A 20,993-nucleotide genomic window follows, 5' to 3' on the forward strand; every position below is an offset into this window, starting at 1 on the left:
ATTAGTGGCTTGGCGCTTTGTAAAAGTGACTCTCGACCAATCGTTGAGTAATAGCGTGCTCTGGATTGGTAAGTACTTGGTTAGTTTCACCAAACTCCACAACTTCGCCTTCGTGCATCACCATCACTTTGTCGGTAATGTGTTTTACGATCCCAATATGCTGAGATACATAAACAAAGGACAGTCCCATCTCTTCTTGCAGCTCTAAGAAGAGGTTGATGATCTGAGAGCGCATCGCCATGTCGAGACCGTTGAGTGCTTCGTCAGCCACAATGATCGAAGGCTGAAGGATCAATGCACGAGCAAGGCACACGCGTTGTTTCTGACCTGCTGCGAGCATTTGAGGGTAGAAGTACGCATGTTCCGGCAGCAGACCAACTCGAAGTAAGGTTTCTTTCACACGCTTCATACGTGCATCTGGCGGCATGTTCGTGTTTCGCTTTAACGGACCTTCCAAAATTCGACCTATCTGAATTCGTGGGTTCAAAGAGGTGTTTGGGTCTTGGAAAATCATGCGAATCAGCTTACAGCGCGTCGAGTAATCTTTGTGTTCGAGACGTTCACCGTTCACTCGAATCTCACCGGAACTCGGCTCAACAACGCCAGCTAACATACGTGCTAGCGTCGATTTGCCTGAACCATTTTGTCCGATAAAGCCGATAGTTTGCCCCGGCTCTAAACTGAAGCTGACCGGCTTTACTGCCTCTTTGACTGTGCGTTTGAACAGACCTGAGCGCGTGACAAACTGTTTCGATAGGTTATCGACTTCAAGCAACGCACTCATGAATGTTTCTCCGTGTTCAATGGGAAGTGGCAGTTAAATTTATGGTTCTTAATTCGTTTGGTATGCGGAATTTCGACACATTGTCTTTGTGCATAAGGACAACGAGGTCCTAAACGGCAACCAATCGGTAAGTGCTGCAACGGAGGGATTGAGCCTGGCAGCGATTGCAGTTTCTGTTTATGAGGAATCCAATCATTGAAATCGGGCATCGCTTTTAGCAGCGCAGCAGTATAAGGGTGTTTAGGTGCTTCGATGAGTTTATCGGTATCTGCTGATTCCACCGATTGACCACAGTACATTACGGTAATGCGATTTGCCCATTGTGTAATGGTCGTCAAGTCGTGCCCGATCAACACAATGGTGGTATTGTTGAGTTGGTTCATACGACTCAACAAACGCAAGATTTGCGATTGTGTAATTGGGTCAAGGTCGTTTGTCGGTTCGTCGGCAATCAAGATTTTTGGCTTAGTCGCAATAGCCATTGCGATCATGACTTTTTGACATTCACCATCGGTTAGCTCGTAAGGGTAACTGCCCATTAAGCGTTTATGATCTTTGATACCCACTTTATGGAGTAGGGCGATGGCCTGTTTTTTACGCCACTTAAAGCGTTCCCACCATTTACCTTCAAAAGAGCGAGACGGGATCGATTCTATCAACTGACGTCCTACTTCTTCTGAGGGATCCAAACACGTCGAAGGTTCTTGGAATATCATGGCGATGTCTCGCGCAATCACTCTTCGGCGTTCTTTTGGCGTCAGTTGAAGCAGGTCAATATTGCCAAGACGCATTCGGTCTGCGGTCACTTTCCAGTTGTCTTTACAAACGCCTACAATGGCTTTGGCCACCAAGCTTTTGCCTGAGCCTGATTCGCCTACTAAACCACGGATTTCCCCTTCATTCAGGGTAATACTCATGCGGTCTACGGCTTTCACCAAACCTGAGGGCGTTTCAATTTCAATGGTTAAATGTCGAATATCTAATAACGGCATTATTCGATCCCCGCATTGAGAGCTTGGCGTACACCTTCACCCACTAAGTTTAGAACAACCACGGTAAACATAATGGTGAGACCTGGTAGTGTTACTGTCCATGGTGCAATGTAAATGAGCTCAACAGAGTCACCTAGAATTGCTCCCCATTCAGTACTTGGTGCTTGAGCGCCTAAGCCGAGGAAACCAAGCGCAGTGATATCTAGAATAGCAACTGACAGTGCAAGGGTAATTTCTGCGGCGATAACCGTTAATACGTTAGGTAGAATGGAGTTCCACAGCAGATAAAAATCGTTCGCACCATCCAGACGTGCTGCCATGATGTAATCTTTTTCAACCTCGGTATGCACGGCAATATAGACCGAACGGATAAAACGTGGGATCAGAGCTAAGCAGATGGCCAGAAGAATATTGAACTCACCAAAGCCTAAGAATGCCACGAAAATGATCGCGAGCAGTAGTGATGGAATAGACATCACGGTGTCGAGCAAGTGGTTTAGGGTACTGGAGAGCAGGCCTTTAGTCATGCCGGCTAAAACACCAATGAAACAACCGATCAACGCTGCTATCGCCGTAATTGCAACTGCAGCTCCGAACGTCAGTTGAGAGCCCATAATAAGGCGCGAAAGAATGTCACGACCTAAATCGTCAGTCCCTAGGAAGTAGTCAACCGTGCCAGCTGGTGCCCATGATGGCGGCACAAGCAATTCGCCAGATTGAGCTTGAGGATCATAAGGGGCAATTAAAGGTGCAAAAATGGTGATCAGCACAATGAAGATCAAGCACCACAAGCCAAACATTGCCAAGCTGTTCGCGCGGTAGCTACGCCAGAATCGTTCGAACTGAGTCGGAATGCGCTCTTCCTGATAGACGTTATTTGTTAGCATACCATTCCTTTCTCACCAGAGGGTTGATCATGGCACCAATCAAATCCGAAAGGATGTTGGCAGTTAAAACAAGGGTCGCCAGAACCATGACACCAGCTTGAATTGACGCATAGTCTTGATTCGAAAGAGCGTCCAACAGCCAGCGCCCAATGCCTGGCCAGTTGAAGATAGACTCAGTAATGATAGCTAACGTAATCATGCTTGAAAGCTGAACCCCAACCTTTGGAATGATGGGTGGAATCGCATTGCGTAATACGTGTTGTGTCACGATCTCACGGTTTGATAAACCTTTGATTCGCGCCGCACGGATGTAGTTTTGGCTCATCACTTCTGCCACTGATGCACGCATCAAACCAATGACCTGTGTGGTTGGTGTTAGAGCCAGAACCAAACAAGGAAGAACCATATGCTCAATAACGCTTTGTAGCGCATGAGCTCGGTATTCACCTTTTGCCATAAATGCATCGATAATGGCGAAGCCTGTCACATGGTCAATTTCGTAAAGAAGATCATAGCGTCCCGCGACAGGGAAGACATGATATTGAAGTGAAAAGACCATAATCAACATCAGCGCAACCCAGAAAATTGGGGCGGAATAACCAGACATAGAAACGAACGAGATGCTGGTATCTAACCATTTGCCTTGTTTCATGCCCGCTATTGTACCGAGTGGAATACCGATCAGCAGTGACACAACAAAGGCGAAAAAGCACAGCTCTAGCGTTGCAGGGAACACGACCGCTAACTCTTCATAGATTGGGTTGCCATTTTTGCTGATACCGAAATTGAGCTGAGACAACTCGACTAGGTAGCTTTGCCAGCCCGACCAAAACTCTACATTTGCCCAATGAGATGTTGGATCTAAACGCAAGAGTGAAAAGCCCACCAAAGTGAGAATCATCAAAGTGATGACAAATAGATTAAGACGTCTTACGGCGTACCAAAACATTAATGAATTCTCTCAACTCTATCAAAAGGTTGCGCATTGAAAGGGCTCGATTTAAAACCTTTCAGCGATTTATCGTGAACACGGAACTGAACGCCGTGAGCTAATGGGATAACTGGAAACTCTTCATTCAGAATATTCTGCGCTTGGCGGTATAGGTTCAAGCGGTAACGCTGCTGCTGTGTCTCTAATGCGAGATCGAGCAGGAAGTCAAAATCATCGTTACACCACATTGAAACGTTTAAACCCACCCGCTCAGATTCACAAGAAAGCAACGGACGGAAGAAGTTGTCAGGATCGCCAGTATCACCAATCCAGCCAGTTAAGAGCAAATCAACATCGTTGATGGTTTCGAGCTGTGTGCGCTCAAAGCGATCATCGGTCAGTAGGCGTAACTCAACACCGATATCGGCAAAGTTAGCTTGGATAAGCTCTGCGGTTTTACGCGGGCTAGGGTTGAAAGCGCGAGGCTCTAATGGGACCCACATCGTCAGTTGCAGACCTTTCTCGTAACCTGCTTCTCGAAGTAGGGCTAAAGCATAATTACGGTCATAACGTATTTTCACGCTGTCTTTTTGGTAAGCCCAAGAGTTTGGTGGAAGCAGTGTATAAGCTTGAGTCCCCGTACCGTAATAAACCGAGTCAAGAATGTTCTGGCGGTTGATCGCCAGATTCAAGGCTTGGCGAACTCGAGCATCGCGCAGAGCAGGGTGCTCAGTATTAATCGCAATAAAGGACACGTTGTTAGCAGGTGTTGCGGTTAATTCCAGCTCTTCTGTTTCTTGGATGATCGGGATTTGGCTAGAGATCGGTGAAGCCAAGACATCGCACTCATTTCTCAGTAGCTTAGCGAGTGTGCCCGTACCACGGTGGGAAATATCGAATACGACTTGCTCCATTTTTGCCGGCGATTTCCAGTATTTAGGATGGCGCTCTAAACGAATCAAGTCGTTCACTTGATACTCTTTTAGTTGATATGGACCGGTACCGATAGGCAGCATATCAATTTGTGCTTTCTCATCCTTTGCTGCTAACTGCTGACCATATTCTGCAGAGAGAAGCACAGCATGGCTGGTGGCAATGTTTGCCAAAAAAGCAAAGTTAGGTTGAGTCAGAACAAATTTAACCGTGTGGTCATCCAGCGCAATCACATCTTTAACTAGGTTTTGGAAATCTAAACCTGCAAACCATGGATAAAAACCACCACCGACGTCGTGAAACGGATGGTCTACATCAATGATTCGCTTAAAGCTAAATACCACGTCTTGCGCGTTGAATGGTCGAGTTGGTGTAAACCATGAAGTCTTTTGGAACTGAACACCACGTTTAAGATTAAACGTATATTCGGTGCCTTCTTCATTCACCGACCAGCTCTCAGCAAGGTTCGCGATGGGTTGATGAGATTTAGGATCGAGCGTGAGCAGCGTGTCATAAAGCTGAGGACTTAATGCTTCGGCTGTAATGCCGCTGTCAATTAGCTGAGGGTTGAATGTGGTTGGCTTACCTTGCCCACAAAACACAAAGCCATTCTCTCGAATATCATTGTGATCGATTTCGTCACCACAGGCGGTGAGTAAGCTAATACCAATTAGGCTCAGCGATAGTCTTATAAAAGCATTCATAATATGAAATGGTCATTGGACTTTGCTTGCTCCCAGCGCGTTATAGCATCGGGTATGACAAGCGAAAATGATCTCGCTAATTTATCACTTTTGCCAACTCGCTCCAAACATAAAATCGTTGAGCTGCAGGGTGTTAGATCAAATTACCGTATCATTTCTGGTCGTTGACCTGTTTTGCCTCTTGAAATTGCTCACAACGTACGTGCAATAGCGCCTTTCGCACCGCGGTTCGTTTTATCATTATATACCCAAGTCAACTCGCCCTTCGAGAGCGTGCTATTGACCTGGCTGCTGTGTCAAACCGCTAGGAAAGAGCCGATTATTATCCAGCGTTGTCTTCCTTGCTTACTTTCATTAAACAGGGAACCAGAGACAACGCTCTGAATCCTGCATCTTGAAGTCACTTGGGTATAGTGATCAATTGATAGAGTGAGACATCGCTAGAGAGCAATGATAGTTAACTTGGTGCAAGGACGTTTATCCTTGACCAACTAAGCCATATTTTCTCACCATGCCTCTTAGTTGATGGTAGCTCAGACCTAACAGCTCTGCGGCTTGACGCTGGTTAAACTTGGCTTCTTCCAACGCACGGTTGAGCAATTCAATATCTTGGTCTTCTTGCCACTGCTTGTAATCCAACGGGAAGTGTATTTCTGCTTTTTGTGCGGCTTGTGTTGTTTCTGGTTCTTCTTGACTCGCAGAGTGACCCAATGCGTTCTCCCAACCCGTTTCAAATGGGTTAAAGATCAAGTGTTCAATCGGATCTGAGTTCAATCCATGACGGTATATGGCACGCTCAATGACATTCTTAAGTTCACGTACGTTACCTGGCCATTCGTAGTCTAGGAGCGATTGCTGCGCTTGCTCCGTAAAACCGACGAAGTATTCAAGTTGGAGTTCACGACACATTTTGATCGCGTAATGCTCGGCAAGAGAGAGAATGTCTTCTTTTCTTTCACGCAAAGGAGGAAGCATGATGACGTCAAACGCCAAGCGATCGAGTAAATCCGCTCGGAAATCGCCTTGTTCCGCCAACTTTGGTAAGTCTGCATTGGTTGCACACACCAAACGTACATCAGCGTTTAATGCAGTATGCCCACCAACGCGCTCGTATTCCCCATATTCAATCACACGCAAAAGTTTTTCTTGAACGAGGAGAGGAGCGGTCGCCAATTCATCGAGAAATAGTGTGCCACCCTCTGCGCGTTCAAAACGTCCTTTGTGCTTGCCTTTAGAGCCAGTAAATGAGCCGGACTCATGACCAAAAAGCTCAGAATCAATCAAACCTTCGCTTAATGTCGCACAGTTTAGGGAAAGCAGTGGTTTATCCCAACGCATTGATAAATAGTGTAAACGTTGCGCGATGAGTTCTTTACCTGTGCCTCGTTCTCCAATTATGAGGACAGGGCGCTCAATTGGCGCAAGTTGTGATACTTTATCTAATACGGCGAGAAAAGCAGGCGATTCACCGATGAGGTTTTGCTTCATAAAATCCTTCTTATTTTCTATCTTGCCATGATTTACAGTATTGGAGTTGGTGAAATTTACCAACAGTTGGTAAAAACCATCATAGCATAACGGTATGCAACAACAACAAAATGCTTAACTTGCTGTTTATTAAGGGAAATAAAAGTTGGCACGCTACTTGTAATATCTAAATGGAGACACAAGGTGAATAACCGCCTTGTCGAGTTTTAATAGGAAAAAAGAGGAGTTCCGTTATGGGTATTTTTTCTCGTTTTGCAGATATCGTTAACTCAAACATCAGTGCATTGCTAGACAAGGCGGAAGATCCTGAAAAAATGATCCGTCTTATCATCCAAGAAATGGAAGACACACTTGTAGAAGTGCGTACTAACTCGGCTAAAGCGATTGCAGATAAAAAAGAGTTGGCTCGCAAAGTCGAAGCTCTAGAAGAGCAAATCACTGAGTGGGGGCAAAAAGCAAGCCTAGCTTTAGTGAAAGAGCGTGAAGATTTGGCTCGCGCAGCTCTGATTGAAAAGCAAAAGTTAGAGCAAGTCATTAAAGGTCTTCATACTGAGCAAACGTTGGTTGAAGAAACCATCGAGAAGCTAACCGGTGAAATCGGTAAACTAGAAAACAAAATTGCTGAAACGCGCGCTAAGCAACAAGCATTAGCAATTCGCAACCAAACGGCATCTAACCGTCGTGATGTTCAAAAACAACTGCATGCAGGTCGCACAAACGAAGCGATGGCAAAGTTCGAACAGTACTCTCGTAAAATTGATGAGATGGAAGCAGAAGCAGATCTTTACGCAAAAACTGGCAACGCAAAATCTTTAGACCAAGAGTTTGCCGAGCTACAAGCACAAGATGAAATCGAAAAAGAGTTGGCAAAACTGAAAGAACAGATGTCATCGAACAATAAATAAGAAAGGAGCCATTTATGTCGACATTTTTTATTACTGGACCATTGATTGTCTTTTTAATCTTTGTCGCTCCACTATGGCTCTTCTTACACTATCGCAGCAAACGCAAAGCAGATAGTGCACTGTCGAGCCAAGATCTAGAGCGTCTTCAGGTGCTGTCTGAGAAAGCGGAAGCGATGCAGTCTCGAGTTGATACATTGGAGCGTATCCTAGATGCAGAATCCCCAACGTGGAGACGCAAGTATGAGTAAACGAGAACTGTATCGTGACCCTGTAAACGGTAAAATCTCCGGCGTGTGTGCCGGAGTGGCAAACTACTTTGGTGCAGAAGTTTGGTTGATTCGTATCGTTGTGATTTCCGCAGCCTTGCTTGGTGGTACTTTCCTTGTCTTGTTGGCATACATTGCGATGACCTTCATGTTAGAAAAGCAGCCAATGACTTATACCGAAAACATTAAGTCGCAACAGGAACATACATTGAAGAGCAAACCGTGGCAAAAAGGGCAAAGCCCAGATCAGTTGCTCAGTGTGCTAGAAAACGACTTCAGTCGTCTTGATAATAAGATTCGAAGTATGGAAGCGTATGTCACCTCTGATGCCTATCGCGTAAACAGAGAATTTAATAAGCTCTGATAATTAATTATGAATTTATTGATAAAGCAGACCTCGGTCTGCTTTATTTTTGTCTCAAATAGCTCATTTTAAAGAAAAATTAGATTCAGATGCTCTAGAAGAATGTCATAAATTCATCTACCTTAAAAAGAATGGATGTTAAATGGATGAATTCACATGAGAAAAGCGCTCATTCCAATCGCTGTCATGACGGTTCTTTCGGGGTGTGGTAAAGAGCTGCCACCAGTCCCTGAACCCGAATCTCGGCCCGCCAAACTCTTCACTGTTTCTGTAGGCAATGCTCAGTTTGAAAGACATTTTCCTGCCACTACAGAAGCTGGTGACCGAGCAGTACTCGCATTTCGTGTCCCTGGTTTGCTTCAATCGATAGAAGTAAACGCAGGTCAAATGGTCAATAAAGGCGATGTGCTTGCCGTGCTCAACCCCGATGAGTATTCACTACTCGAAAAACAAGCCCGTGCAAATTACACCCTTGCTGACGTTCAATACGAGCGTTCGAAAAAGCTTCGTAAAGAACAAGTGGTCTCGGAACAAGATTTTGATGCAGCAAAAGCCAATCACAACTCGGCCAAAGCCCAGTGGAATCAGGCAAAAGCAAACCTAAGATACACCAAACTTGTTGCCCCTTATGACGGCACGATTTCTTATCTCCCAGCAGAAAACCATGAGTATGTGGCGGCAAAAGAAGGCGTCATGAATATTCAGACTAACCAAGTAATGAAGGTACTGTTCCAACTGCCTGATCACTTGTTAAGTAAATTTACTCAAGGTGCAAATGCGTACGCCTCCATGACGTTTGATGCATTCCCAGAGCGTTCTTTCGAGTTAACCTTCCAAGAAATTGATACTGAAGCAGACCCTAAAACTGGTAGTTACAAAGTCACCATGGTAATGGAACGACCAGAAGGGGTGGGGATATTGCCGGGTATGTCCGGTAACGTGCATTTAGTTTCTGAAAATGCAGGTGCCACCCGAATTCCAAGCTCCGCGATATTTACTGAAGATGGCAAAACCTGTGTTTGGCGTGTCAATGACCAAGGTATTGTTGAGAAAGTGTCCGTCGCGTTAAACGATAAGCAGCAAATCGAGGAAGGACTGCAAGATGGTGATCAAATCATTATCTCTGGCGTGAACGTGATCGAACCGGGTATTAAGGTTCGAGAATGGGTTAAGGAGCGAGGGCTGTAACATGAAAGGAATCTTAGCTTTAACGACGCTTTGCTCTGCGGTATTGCTCGCCGGTTGTGGTGACAAAGGACCTGAAAGAGAACTAGAAACACCTCGTGTGAGAGTCGCTTCTCTGGAAGGAAAGCGAGTCGATGATAATCTTTATTTCCCTGCTATTGCCAATGCGGCTGACCGTTCGCATTTGAGTTTCCGTGTTGCGGGTGAGGTGAGCCGAGTGCTGGTGAAAGAGGGTGATAAAGTCATTAAAGGCGATGTCATTGCCACACTGGATCCTACGGATTATCAGCTTGATGTTGATAATGCTTCGGCACGTTTTTCCGTCGTCGATAGCCAGTATCGTCGCTCTGCACCTTTGGTGAAAAAAGGTTTATTAGCGAAATCTCAATTCGATGAGATTGCAGCACAACGTCAAATCGCACTTGCTGAATTGGAGTTAGCCAAACTTCGACTGTCTTTTACTCAACTTAAAGCGCCTGTTGACGGCATCATCTCACGCGTCAACGTTGACCAGTTTGAGAATATTCAAGTTGGGCAGTACATCGTGAACATTCATAGTGTTGATCGTGTTGAAGTGCTGATCCAACTTCCGGATCGCCTCTATGTCAAACAGCCGCCGACGTCGGAAAATCTTGCCAAAATTGATGCGGTGGTTCGTGTACCAAGTGGTAATGAATACAAAGCCCACATCAAAGAATTCACGACCGAACCAGATCCAGATACTGGCACATTTACCGTCACCTTATCACTGCCTATGCCAGAGCAAGAGTACATTCTTGACGGTATGGCTGTTGATGTGACGTCTAAAGATGAGAATGTTGGCTTGGAATTGAATGTTGGTATCAATGTTCCGATTGAAGCGATTTTCAATGCTGATGGCGATGATTTAAGCCGAGAAAACAAATTTGTTTGGGTGCTAAATGGCGACAATACCGTCACTCGCAAGCAAGTACGAGCGGGCAAAGCATCAAAAACATCGGTTCAAATTCTTGATGGTCTAGAGCTTGATGACAAAGTCGTTGTCGCAGGTGTGGCTCGATTGAGAGAAGGCATGAAAGTGGAAGTGGTTAAGCAGGAGGCAACTCAATGAGTGAACAAAATAACGTTGCGCCTCAACAAGATGATGAAAACGTAACGGGTATTGCGGCGTATTTCATTAGAAACCGCGTAATCAGTTGGATGGTGTCGCTGATCTTCTTGATTGGTGGTGTTGCAGCGTTCTTTGGACTAGGGCGTCTTGAAGATCCAGCCTTTACTATTAAAGACGCAATGGTAGTGACCTCTTATCCGGGGGCAACGCCACAACAAGTGGAAGAAGAAGTTACTTATCCGATAGAGAAAGCGATTCAGCAATTAACCTACGTGGATGAAGTGAACTCCATTTCCAGCCGTGGTCTATCTCAAATTACAGTGACCATGAAAAACAACTATGGTCCGGATGATTTACCACAGATTTGGGATGAACTACGTCGTAAGGTTAATGACCTAAAAGGTACATTACCACCGGGTGTCAATGACCCATCGGTGATTGATGACTTCGGCGATGTATACGGGATTTTGCTTGCGGTAACTGGTGACGGATACAGTTATAAAGAGTTGCTCGATTACGTTGATTATTTAAGGCGTGAACTTGAACTGGTTGATGGGGTAAGTAAGGTCTCGGTATCTGGTCAACAGCAAGAGCAAGTGTTCATCGAAATCTCGATGAAAAAGTTAAGCAGTTTGGGGCTATCTCCGACAACCGTTTTTAACTTACTTTCGACCCAAAACGTAGTTTCTGATGCAGGTGCGATCCGTATCGGTGATGAGTACATTCGTATTCAACCTACCGGTGAGTTTCAAAGCGTAGATGAGCTAGGTGACTTATTGATCACCGAGTCTGGTGCACAAGGTCTGATTTTCTTAAAAGACGTTGCCGAAATTAAACGAGGTTATGTAGAAGTTCCAACCAACATCATTAACTACAATGGTGAGTTGGCGCTGAACTTGGGGATTTCATTTGCTCAAGGGGTCAACGTTGTTGAAGTTGGCAAGGCATTTGATCGTCGAGTTGCAGAACTGAAGTACCAACAGCCAGTAGGCGTTCAAATTTCAGAAATCTACAATCAGCCAAAAGAAGTAGATAAGTCGGTGAGTGGCTTCGTTATCAGTTTGGCTCAAGCCGTTGGTATCGTAATCATCGTTCTATTGTTCTTTATGGGTTTACGCTCAGGTCTGCTTATTGGTCTGATCTTGCTACTGACTGTACTAGGTACCTTCATTTTTATGAAGTACTTAGCCATCGATTTACAACGTATCTCTCTTGGGGCATTGGTTATTGCTCTGGGTATGCTGGTGGATAACGCCATCGTCGTCGTGGAAGGGATACTCATCGGGACTCAAAAAGGGCGAACGAGACTTCAAGCTGCGACGGATATCGTCACGCAAACCAAATGGCCGCTTTTAGGCGCGACGGTTATCGCTGTTACTGCTTTTGCACCAATCGGTCTATCAGAAGACTCGACGGGTGAGTACTGTGGTACCTTGTTTACCGTACTGCTTATCTCGTTAATGCTGAGCTGGTTTACCGCTATTTCGTTGACGCCTTTCTTCGCTGATATTTTCTTCAAAGGTCAGAAAATTAAGAGTGGTGAAGGCGAAGACAATGACCCATACAATGGCATCATCTTCGTTATGTATAAGAAGTTCTTAAGCTTCTGTATGCGCCGAGCATGGTTTACTGTTGTTGTCTTGGTGGCAGGTCTAGCGGCGAGTGTTTACGGCTTCACCTATGTGAAACAAGCCTTCTTCCCATCTTCAACCACCCCTATTTTCCAGTTGGATGTTTGGTTGCCAGAGGGTACGGATATTCGAGCTACGAATGATACGCTGAAAGAACTGGAAGGCTGGCTTGCTGAGCAAGATCACGTTGAACATATCACTACCACCGCAGGTAAGGGTTTGCAGCGCTTCATGCTGACTTATGCCCCAGAGAAAAGCTACGCGGCTTATGGTGAGATCACTACGCGTGTCGAGAACTACGAAGCGTTAGCACCACTTATGGAGCGCTTTAGAGAGCACATCAAATCCAACTACCCAGAAATCAATTACAAATTGAAGCAAATTGAATTAGGTCCTGGTGGCGGTGCGAAGATTGAAGCGCGCATTATTGGTTCTGATCCAACGGTGCTGCGTACTATTGCTGCACAAGTGATGGATGTGATGTACGCCGACCCGGGAGCAACGAACATTCGTCACGACTGGCGTGAACGTACACAAGTGCTTGAGCCTCAGTTTAATGAAAGTCAAGCTCGTCGTTACGGCATTACTAAATCGGATGTGGATGATTTCTTATCGATGTCCTTCTCTGGTATGAATATTGGTTTATACCGCGATGGTACAACTCTGATGCCGATTGTTGCGCGTCTTCCGGAAGATGAGCGTATCGACATTCGTAACATCGAAGGCATGAAAATTTGGAGCCCAGCGCAGAGTGAATTTATTCCTCTACAACAAGTAACTATGGGTTACGACATGCGTTGGGAAGACCCAATCATTGTGCGTAAGAACCGTAAGCGCATGCTAACGGTAATGGCAGATCCAGATATCCTAGGTGAAGAGACAGCGGCAACATTGCAAGCACGTCTACAGCCGCAGATTGAAGCGATCGAAATGCCACCAGGTTACTCACTAGAGTGGGGTGGCGAGTATGAGTCATCAGGTGATGCGAAGGCGTCGTTGTTTACCACGATGCCGATGGGTTACTTGTTTATGTTCTTGATCACCATCTTCTTGTTTAACTCAATCAAAGAGCCTCTTATTGTTTGGTTAACAGTACCTTTGGCATTAATTGGTGTGACAACCGGTCTATTGGTGTTGAATACGCCGTTTGGCTTTATGGCATTACTGGGTTTCTTGAGTCTGTCGGGGATGGTACTGAAAAATGGTATCGTACTGCTTGATCAGATTGAGATTGAAATGAAGTCGGGTAAAGAAGCGTACGACGCAGTGGTGGATGCCGCAGTAAGTCGTGTGCGTCCAGTATGCATGGCTGCAATCACAACCATTCTAGGTATGATTCCTCTACTACCGGATATCTTCTTTAAACCAATGGCTGTAACCATCATGTTTGGTTTAGGTTTTGCGACCGTACTGACACTAATTGTCGTGCCAGTGTTGTATCGTCTATTCCACAAGGTGGCAGTGCCGAAGTAACGACTTAGTTTAAGTAACGTTCTAGAGCGCCTCTGGCTAACGTCAGGGGCGTTTTTATAAGGATTAAATATGGAACAGAATACGTGTGCATGGGCGATGAACCATCCACTTGAACGCGAATATCACGATACTGAATGGGGTGTGCCTGTACACGACGATACGGTATTGTTCGAATTCATCACGCTAGAAGGTGCGCAAGCCGGTTTAAGCTGGATTACGATTTTGAAAAAGCGTGAAGGTTATCGAGAAGCGTTTGAAAACTATGACTTAGATAAGCTGATTCAACGCGATGAAGTGCGTACCGAATTCATCGTTGAAAACTTCGACGTGGTTAAGCATCGCGGCAAAATTAATTCGGTATTCAGTAATGCCAAAGCGGCAAAGCAATTGATAGAAGAATACGGAAGCCTTTCAGCGGCGCTATGGCAATTTGTTGATGGCAAACCAATCGTGAATCACTGGACAGACATGAGCCAAGTGCCAGTATCGACAGAACAATCCAAAGCGATGAGTAAGTTCCTCAAAAAGAAAGGCTTTAAGTTTGTTGGTGAGACCATTTGCTACGCCTTCATGCAAGCAGTAGGTATGGTCGATGACCATATTGTTGGTTGTCCTAAAAAACTGAATTAGTTTTTAGATTCACTATCATGAATCCGTTCTAAAGCTTCGACGCGACGCCATTGGTTTTGCTCGAAGCTTTGTTCTCTTAATCCGGCGATTTCTGTTTTCTTTTCTTCTTCGCCGAGGAAATCATTGTTGATGATCTCCGCACGTTTCTCTAAATAATCGTTGAGTGATGCGTTAAACGAGGCTCGTTGTTCATCCAGAGCTTGTAGTCGTTCCGCGCCTTCTTCACCCACCAAATCAACACGAGCCAAATACTTTTCCTGTGCAGACATTTCCGAGGTCTGATTTAGTTCAATCACTAGCGCGTTGTTGCGCTCACTTTGTTGAATGTACTTAGGTTGAGAGGCGAGGTTTTCTTCAAACATTTGTTGTTGAGAATCCGCGTCTAATTCGGTTTCTCGAATGGTGAGTTTATCTATTGCTAACTGGCGTAAGCGATTTTCTTCATCGAAAAGTTGAGCAATTTGTTCGTCAGTAAAAAACGCGCTTTGCATCGCTAAGATTGCATCATTTAGCTGCTTCAGTTCGTTTAATGACAACGAATTTCCTTCGAACGGTTCTAGCTTGGATAACGCTTCTTTGTAGACTAGGTAAGTTTCGAACAGTTCTGCGCTGATATCCAGTGAATCTAGTTGTGATTCACCAGTTTTTACGTTGGCTTTGATTTCTTCAAGGCTTTGTTCTCCTAGACCGCTCAGAGTGTATTCAAAGAAGTCTTTTTGAGAAGAGAGATCAATACTGGTGTCCTGTTGTGACTGAGCTTTTATAAGTTGTGAAGGTGGAGACGATGGAAACAGATAAGCCGCTCCTACACCAATGAGTGATACGATGAATAAGGTGATGAGAGCGACTTTCTTCATAATGGCTTCCTTCTTATAGACCTTGTTGTTTTAGGCGGTTTGCATGTTGGCGATACAATGTGACTGGATCCGTTTCGAACAAATGATGGATACCTAGCAGCCCGTTGATTTCATCCAGATGATTCATTTTGTAATCATCACGAATCACTTTCCCCAAGTGAGTGCTGCACGTGCCCACTAGACCATCATTTGGACTATCAAACGCCAAACCTAAAACCACCATTGCGCCGTCTGTTGGATCAAACAGGTTGGTAAAGTTGGAAGAGCCAGTCCATGAGTAGTAATGCACACCGTTAGACGCCAATAGGTCTCCATCTCCACATTCACTGGTTGGAATGCCTTCAGGGTAATGCTGGTTAAACGCCAAAGAACCTTCGGTGGTTAGTGCCGCTAAGGAAGCTAGTGGGTCTTGGTCGAGATCAGTGCCACCGGAAAGTAGATTAATGAGAGTCACTAGCCCTTCTGCTAGCTTCACCGCGACACCTTCACTGATGGAGCCTTCAGGAACCGTTCCACGCACAATATCAGCTACTTTTGATCCTTTGTTCACCCCTCCAATACTGGTAACGGACGCCACTAAATCTGGGCGTACAGAAGCAACATAACGTGTTGTTGGTCCACCATGGCTGTGCCCAATCAAATTGACCTTTTCCGCGCCTGTAGCAGCAAGCAACGTTTCTACTTGAGCCAAGAGCTGCTCTCCACGTGCTTCACTGCTGTTGGTTGCGGAGACTTGAGCGACATAAACCGTCGCGCCATCTTTCGTTAGAGCATGTGGGATGCCATAGAAGTAATCGACTCCGGCAAGGGAATCAAAACCAAATAAACCATGGACAAGTACGATGGGGTATTTGGTTTCTGTGTAACCACTGGCGTTGGCAGATGCAAAAGGTAGGGTGCTTAAAACGAAAAGCATTGTTGTTATGAATCTGAGTTTCAAAACTATCTCCTTGTGGTATGACCTCTTATGAGTTTTATAAAATAGGAGATAAGTTTTGCGGTTGAGAAGTTCGTTTGTGGCACATTGTTTTAATCTGTGATTACTCAAAAGAAAATCAACAGATTCAATTAACATTGGATTGATGAATATTAGAATGTTAGTTAATTCTAATTAAGACAATGAGTTAGTAACTCTATAATGAGAGGTAAAAAAATAGCCTCGCAGTACGAGGCTATTTAATAATTGTTCTGAATGCTTATAAAGAGGCTTCTTTTTCTAGCACTAATGCATTGTATCGAGCAAAGCCAGCTTCAAGATCGGCGATTAAGTCTTCTACATCTTCTAAACCAATGTGTAGACGTACCAATGTACCTTCGAAATTTGGATTCGCCACTGTGCGCAAGCTATTAAAGCTCTTTGGCTCGTTAGCTAAAATCAAACTTTCAAACCCACCCCATGAATAACCCATGCTGAAGTGCTTCATACCATCCAACAATGCTGTGGTGGCTTTCGGGTACGAGCTTTTCAACACGAATGAGAACAGACCGTTACCACCAGTAAAATCGCGTTTATAGAATTCGTGACCCGGACAACTCTCTAGAGCAGGGTGACGAACGTGGTCAACTTCAGGACGAGCTGCTAACCATTGCGCGACTTTTAGACTGTTTTCCGCGTGTTGGCGTAAGCGTACATCAAGTGTGCGAATACCACGCAGACCTAGATATGCATCATCAGGAGAAACACATTGACCCATTAGGTAGCTCTGCTCGCGTAGCTGATCCCAGTACTTCTCAGACGCAACCGCCGTACCCAGCATTACATCTGAGTGACCAACAATGTATTTGGTTGCTGCTTGGATAGAGATATCCACGCCGTGCTCGAATGGTGAGAAGTTCACCCCCGCGCCCCATGTGTTATCCAACATTACAATGATGTCTTGTTCGTGTGCAATGCTTGCTAGGGTAGGGACATCCATCACTTCCATGGTAATGGAACCAGGAGACTCAAGGAAAAGCACTTTAGTATTCGGCTGAATAAGGTCACGAATGCCTGCGCCGATCATAGGATCGAAGTAAGTTGTCTCTACACCCATCTTCTTCATGATGGTGTCACAGAAATCGCGAGTAGGTTCGTAGCAGGTATCCACCATTAAGATATGGTCGCCCGTTTCGACAAAAGACAAGATGGCATTAGAAATCGCCGCCGTGCCACATGGGTAAAGGGCACACCCTGCGCCGCCTTCGACCTCTACCATAGCATCTTGAAAGGCAAAGTGTGTGTTTGTACCACGGCGTCCGTAAAACAGGGTTTTATTCGTACGATTGATCATCGCTTGGTTTTTTTCTGCGACGGTATCAAACACTATAGTAGAAGCGCGCTGCACTGGTGGGTTTACCACGCCATTTGTCCACTTCTTATCACGACCTGCGGTAACGAGTTTGGTCTTTTTGCCTTCTGACATAAAAATTCCCTGTCTAAATTACGATTTTCAATATTTAAAACATGGACCAAGGGTGGTTTGCAAGGGAAAAGTAGAAATGAAACGACTCGTCAGAGCATAGAGCGAAAAATAGTGAGAAAGTGCAACAGATAAAGAAAACCGACAGCATAGAACTGTCGGTTTTGTAGAGATTTATTAGCTTTAACTCATTTGTTATAGCAATGGGTTAAATAGATAGAAAACACGTTCCAAGAAACGAGAGAAGATACTGCGCTTCTCCCATTCTTCTTTGTCAACAGTGTGTGATTGTTGGATGTAGGTGTCCTGCAGCCACGACATTTGCTTGGTGAACTCTTCGTCATCTACTGCCAGAGTTACCTCAAAGTTGAGCCACAAGCTGCGCATATCCATGTTTACCGTGCCGACCAGACAGAATTGATCATCAATCACCACCGATTTAGTGTGCAATAAACCGCCATAGAATTCGTAGATTTTCACACCAGCAGCCATCAACTCACTGTAGAAAGCTCGCGATGCCCATTGCACCATCATGGAATCGTTTTTGTGCGGGATGATCAGCTCAACATCGATGCCACGTTGTGCGGTCATTTTTAATGTTTCGAGTAAATCAGAGCTTGGCACGAAGTAAGGTGTGGTGATCCTCACCGAGCGATTCGCTTGGTTGATCGCCAAAGTCAGTACTTGGTAAATCAAGTACTCCGGCATCCCCGGACCAGATGGAACCACCTGAATTGGATGTTGAAACTCATCGCTGTTGTCAATGCGGCACTCTGGGTGTTTAGGTAACTGACGTTCACCTGTTTCTACTTCCCAATCCCAGCAGTGAATGGCACTTAGCACGTTGACCGTAGGACCGGTAATTCGCACCATGATGTCAATCCACTGACCAACACCACTGCTTTGTTTAAAGAAAGCAGGGTCGACCAAGTTCATTGAGCCTGTATAAGCAATTTCGTCATCAATCACGATGATCTTACGATGCTGACGCAAGTCCAAACGGCGCAGGAAGATACGCCACATTTTAACTTCCAATGCTTGTACTACATCGATGCCCGCATCCTTCATCATCTTATACCAATGACTGCGGAAGAAGCGCGGACTACCAGCAGAGTCAAGAAGCAGTTTTACGTCTACGCCACGTTTTGCCGCTTGAATCAGTGCAGAAGCGACTGAATCGGCTAAGCCTCCTGGGTGCCAAATGTAGAACACCATTCGAATGCTGTGTTGTGCGTTTTCGATATCTTCAATGATGGAATGAAGGATTTCATCCGGTGATTGCTGAAGTGAAAGTGTGTTGCCACTTAATGCAGGAAGACCCAAACGGTTGTTACATAGCTCGTCAATGCGATAGATATGACGCCCCATTGCTTCTGGAACATGCGCGTTACAATCATTTAACTGAGTGAACCATTGTTGGAACGGTGTGAACATCACTTTAGCCCGTTCTGCACGTTTTCGACCAAGGTTAAGCTCACCAAATAAGAAATAACAGGCAACGCCAAGCACTGGCAGGATGTAGATGATCATCAGCCATGCAAGAGAGACGCTAACAGCGCGACGTTTTAATACGACACGAATAGTGACACCAGCCACTAGGAACCAATAAAGCCCGATGCTAGCTAGGGTGAGAAAGTGATAGAACTTGTCCATATACGCCAAAAGTAATAAGCCCAACATGGATATTAAGCGGAAATGACGTAACGGGAAACTATTTTCATACCAACACGGTTAGGTGATTTTATGTTGTGAAATAGATTTTATAACGGGGTAATGTGTTACTAAGGTGTGAAAAGTTGGATGAAACTTTAACTTTTGCGCAAAAAAGCAGCATTTAGCGTGAACAATGATACATTTGCGCGATAAATGTGCTATTCGGGGTTCCAATTTTAAAGTTAAACTGCTTTACTTGCCATACATAGAGCGTCACACAAACATCTTATAAAGTGTACATTAATATTTACACGAACATATTCTAGACGCCTATCTCTATGCAAACACAACAAAACATTTTGGAGAAAAAGCGTGGCTACAAATACAGCAGCACCACGTGATACGTGGGGGTCTAAACTAGGCTTCGTAATGGCAGCAGCGGGTTCCGCTGTCGGTTTAGGCAATATATGGAAATTCCCTTACACAGCTGGTGAGAGCGGCGGCGGTGCGTTCGTTGCAATTTACCTTTTGTTTGTTATTTTTATCGGCTTTAGCGTCATGCTTACTGAGTTCGCTATTGGTCGCAAGACAGGTCTTTCAGCAGTAGGTGCTTTCAAATCGACTGATCGTCGTTGGACATTTACGGGTGTTATCGGCGTACTGAGTGGTCTATTGATCATGGGTTTCTACCCTGTAGTAGGTGGCTGGGCGTTAGCGTACATCTTTAAAGTAGGCGGTGGTCTACTAAGTGCTCCTGAAGCAATTGGTGACAGCTTCGGCGGCTTCATTTCTGATCCAGTTCAACCGCTAATGTGGATGGGTGTTTACCTGTTCCTAAACATCGTTATCGTAATGAAAGGTATTTCTGGCGGTATCGAGAAAGCGGGTAAAATCCTAATGCCTCTTCTATTCCTTATCCTGATCGTTGTATCAGTGAAAGGTCTGATGCTACCGGGCGCAATGGCAGGTCTTGAGTTCCTGTTCATGCCAGACTTCTCAAAAGTAGACAGCAATGTCGTTCTAGCTGCGCTAGGTCAGGCATTCTTCTCTCTAAGTCTGGGTATGGGTTGTATGATGACTTACGGTTCTTACCTGAAGAAGAAAGAGAACCTAGTTCAAACAACCGGTATGGTTACGGCAATGGACACAGGTGTTGCAATCCTAGCGGGTGTAGCAATGTTCCCTGCAATGTTCGCATTTGGTATGGAGCCAGCAGCAGGTCCAGGTCTAGTCTTCGTAGTTGTACCTCAACTGTTTGCTGAAATGGGCGGCGTAATTGGTCTTCTATTTGCTCTGATGTTCTTCATTGGTCTTACTGTTGCGGCACTGACGTCTTCTGTATCTCTACTAGAGGTTGTGGTTTCTTACCTAATCGATGAGAAAGGTCTGAAGCGTTCAACAGCAGTACTGTCTGCGAGCGTCGTAATGGCAACACTATGTGTGTTCGCGTCGCTGTCACTTGGTGGTGTTGGTCCAACTCTATTCGGTACGGGCGCATTTGATATCTTCGACCTACTAACAGATAAGATCTTCCTAGCGGTCGGCGGTATGTTGGTATGTATCTTTGCAGGTTGGCGTCTAAACCGTGCTGACCTTGAAAAAGAGATCACTAACGACGGTAAAGTTTCTTTCCCTCTATTTGGTCTTTGGTACAACCTAGTTAAATACGTAATCCCAGTCGCTATCGCAATCGTAGCTTTCATGGGCATCAAGTCTGGTTTCGACAGCGGTAAAGGCGAAATCATGCTACTTGGTATTGGTATCATTGCCCTCGCAGGTATCTTTTCTAAGAAGCTATAAGCGAGAAGTATTCAGCTAAAT

General features: G+C 45.1%; 18 protein-coding genes. 8 read left to right on the top strand and 10 right to left on the bottom strand.

Annotated features, from left to right (window positions below; all coding sequences use genetic code 11):
• Nucleotide 1: 1 nt before the first annotated feature.
• From OH459_RS03470 to pspF, 6 genes are all read right to left on the bottom strand, one after another.
• The gene (locus tag OH459_RS03470) at nt 2-784 is read right to left on the bottom strand and encodes a peptide ABC transporter ATP-binding protein (RefSeq protein WP_005450710.1); all 783 of its coding nucleotides are present in this window, start codon (nt 782-784) and stop codon (nt 2-4) included.
• On the bottom strand, nt 781-1,776 hold the full coding sequence (locus OH459_RS03475; protein ID WP_005450708.1) for a peptide ABC transporter ATP-binding protein: 996 nt from the start codon (nt 1,774-1,776) through the stop codon (nt 781-783). Before OH459_RS03475 ends, OH459_RS03470 begins: the two co-directional genes overlap by 4 nt.
• A complete protein-coding gene (locus OH459_RS03480) occupies nt 1,776-2,663 on the bottom strand; it encodes an ABC transporter permease subunit (protein WP_005450707.1) in 888 nt (295 codons plus the stop codon). Before OH459_RS03480 ends, OH459_RS03475 begins: the two co-directional genes overlap by 1 nt.
• The gene (locus OH459_RS03485; protein ID WP_005450705.1) at nt 2,650-3,612 is read right to left on the bottom strand and encodes an ABC transporter permease; all 963 of its coding nucleotides are present in this window, start codon (nt 3,610-3,612) and stop codon (nt 2,650-2,652) included. Before OH459_RS03485 ends, OH459_RS03480 begins: the two co-directional genes overlap by 14 nt.
• Nucleotides 3,612-5,231, bottom strand: coding sequence for an ABC transporter substrate-binding protein SapA (gene sapA, locus OH459_RS03490; protein ID WP_005450700.1), 1,620 nt, complete (start codon nt 5,229-5,231; stop codon nt 3,612-3,614). The genes OH459_RS03485 and sapA overlap by 1 nt, the downstream gene beginning before the upstream one ends.
• A gap of 477 nt (nt 5,232-5,708) precedes the next feature.
• Nucleotides 5,709-6,719 (bottom strand): phage shock protein operon transcriptional activator, encoded by a 1,011-nt coding sequence (gene pspF / locus OH459_RS03495; RefSeq protein ID WP_269985658.1) that lies wholly within the window; start codon nt 6,717-6,719, stop codon nt 5,709-5,711.
• A gap of 233 nt (nt 6,720-6,952) precedes the next feature.
• Here pspF and pspA point away from each other — a divergent pair, with 233 nt between their 5' ends.
• The 7 genes from pspA (at nt 6,953) to OH459_RS03530 (ending at nt 14,263) form a co-directional block, all read left to right on the top strand.
• Nucleotides 6,953-7,624 (top strand): phage shock protein PspA, encoded by a 672-nt coding sequence (pspA, locus tag OH459_RS03500; RefSeq protein WP_005450697.1) that lies wholly within the window; start codon nt 6,953-6,955, stop codon nt 7,622-7,624.
• 14 nt (nt 7,625-7,638) lie between these two features.
• The gene (gene pspB / locus OH459_RS03505; protein WP_005450695.1) at nt 7,639-7,872 is read left to right on the top strand and encodes an envelope stress response membrane protein PspB; all 234 of its coding nucleotides are present in this window, start codon (nt 7,639-7,641) and stop codon (nt 7,870-7,872) included.
• Complete coding sequence (gene pspC / locus OH459_RS03510; RefSeq protein WP_005450693.1) at nt 7,865-8,254, top strand: envelope stress response membrane protein PspC; 390 nt, start codon at nt 7,865-7,867, stop codon at nt 8,252-8,254. The genes pspB and pspC overlap by 8 nt, the downstream gene beginning before the upstream one ends.
• Nucleotides 8,255-8,410: 156 nt before the next feature.
• A complete protein-coding gene (locus OH459_RS03515; RefSeq protein ID WP_005450692.1) occupies nt 8,411-9,442 on the top strand; it encodes an efflux RND transporter periplasmic adaptor subunit in 1,032 nt (343 codons plus the stop codon).
• A 1-nt stretch (nt 9,443) separates the two neighbouring features.
• Nucleotides 9,444-10,529: an efflux RND transporter periplasmic adaptor subunit gene (locus tag OH459_RS03520; protein WP_269985663.1), complete on the top strand. Its 1,086-nt coding sequence runs from the start codon at nt 9,444-9,446 to the stop codon at nt 10,527-10,529.
• Nucleotides 10,526-13,633 (top strand): efflux RND transporter permease subunit VmeI, encoded by a 3,108-nt coding sequence (gene vmeI, locus OH459_RS03525; protein ID WP_005450688.1) that lies wholly within the window; start codon nt 10,526-10,528, stop codon nt 13,631-13,633. The genes OH459_RS03520 and vmeI overlap by 4 nt, the downstream gene beginning before the upstream one ends.
• A 69-nt stretch (nt 13,634-13,702) precedes the next feature.
• Nucleotides 13,703-14,263 (top strand): DNA-3-methyladenine glycosylase I, encoded by a 561-nt coding sequence (locus OH459_RS03530; protein ID WP_005450686.1) that lies wholly within the window; start codon nt 13,703-13,705, stop codon nt 14,261-14,263.
• Here OH459_RS03530 and OH459_RS03535 read toward each other — a convergent pair.
• From OH459_RS03535 to cls, 4 genes are all read right to left on the bottom strand, one after another.
• Entirely contained in the window at nt 14,260-15,120 is an 861-nt protein-coding gene (locus OH459_RS03535) for a lipase secretion chaperone (protein WP_269985667.1), read from the bottom strand. The genes OH459_RS03530 and OH459_RS03535 overlap by 4 nt on opposite strands.
• Nucleotides 15,121-15,133: 13 nt before the next feature.
• Nucleotides 15,134-16,036 (bottom strand): esterase/lipase family protein, encoded by a 903-nt coding sequence (locus OH459_RS03540; protein ID WP_009698161.1) that lies wholly within the window; start codon nt 16,034-16,036, stop codon nt 15,134-15,136.
• A gap of 280 nt (nt 16,037-16,316) precedes the next feature.
• A complete protein-coding gene (locus OH459_RS03545; RefSeq protein WP_005450676.1) occupies nt 16,317-17,522 on the bottom strand; it encodes a cystathionine beta-lyase in 1,206 nt (401 codons plus the stop codon).
• A 192-nt stretch (nt 17,523-17,714) separates the two neighbouring features.
• Complete coding sequence (gene cls / locus OH459_RS03550; RefSeq protein WP_005450675.1) at nt 17,715-19,172, bottom strand: cardiolipin synthase; 1,458 nt, start codon at nt 19,170-19,172, stop codon at nt 17,715-17,717.
• 372 nt (nt 19,173-19,544) lie between these two features.
• Between cls and OH459_RS03555 the strand changes: the two genes are divergently transcribed.
• Nucleotides 19,545-20,972: a sodium-dependent transporter gene (locus OH459_RS03555; RefSeq protein ID WP_005450673.1), complete on the top strand. Its 1,428-nt coding sequence runs from the start codon at nt 19,545-19,547 to the stop codon at nt 20,970-20,972.
• Nucleotides 20,973-20,993: the final 21 nt, after the last annotated feature.

The sequence above is a fragment of the Vibrio sp. MM46 genome (assembly GCF_027587135.1).
GTDB lineage: Bacteria > Pseudomonadota > Gammaproteobacteria > Enterobacterales > Vibrionaceae > Vibrio > Vibrio harveyi.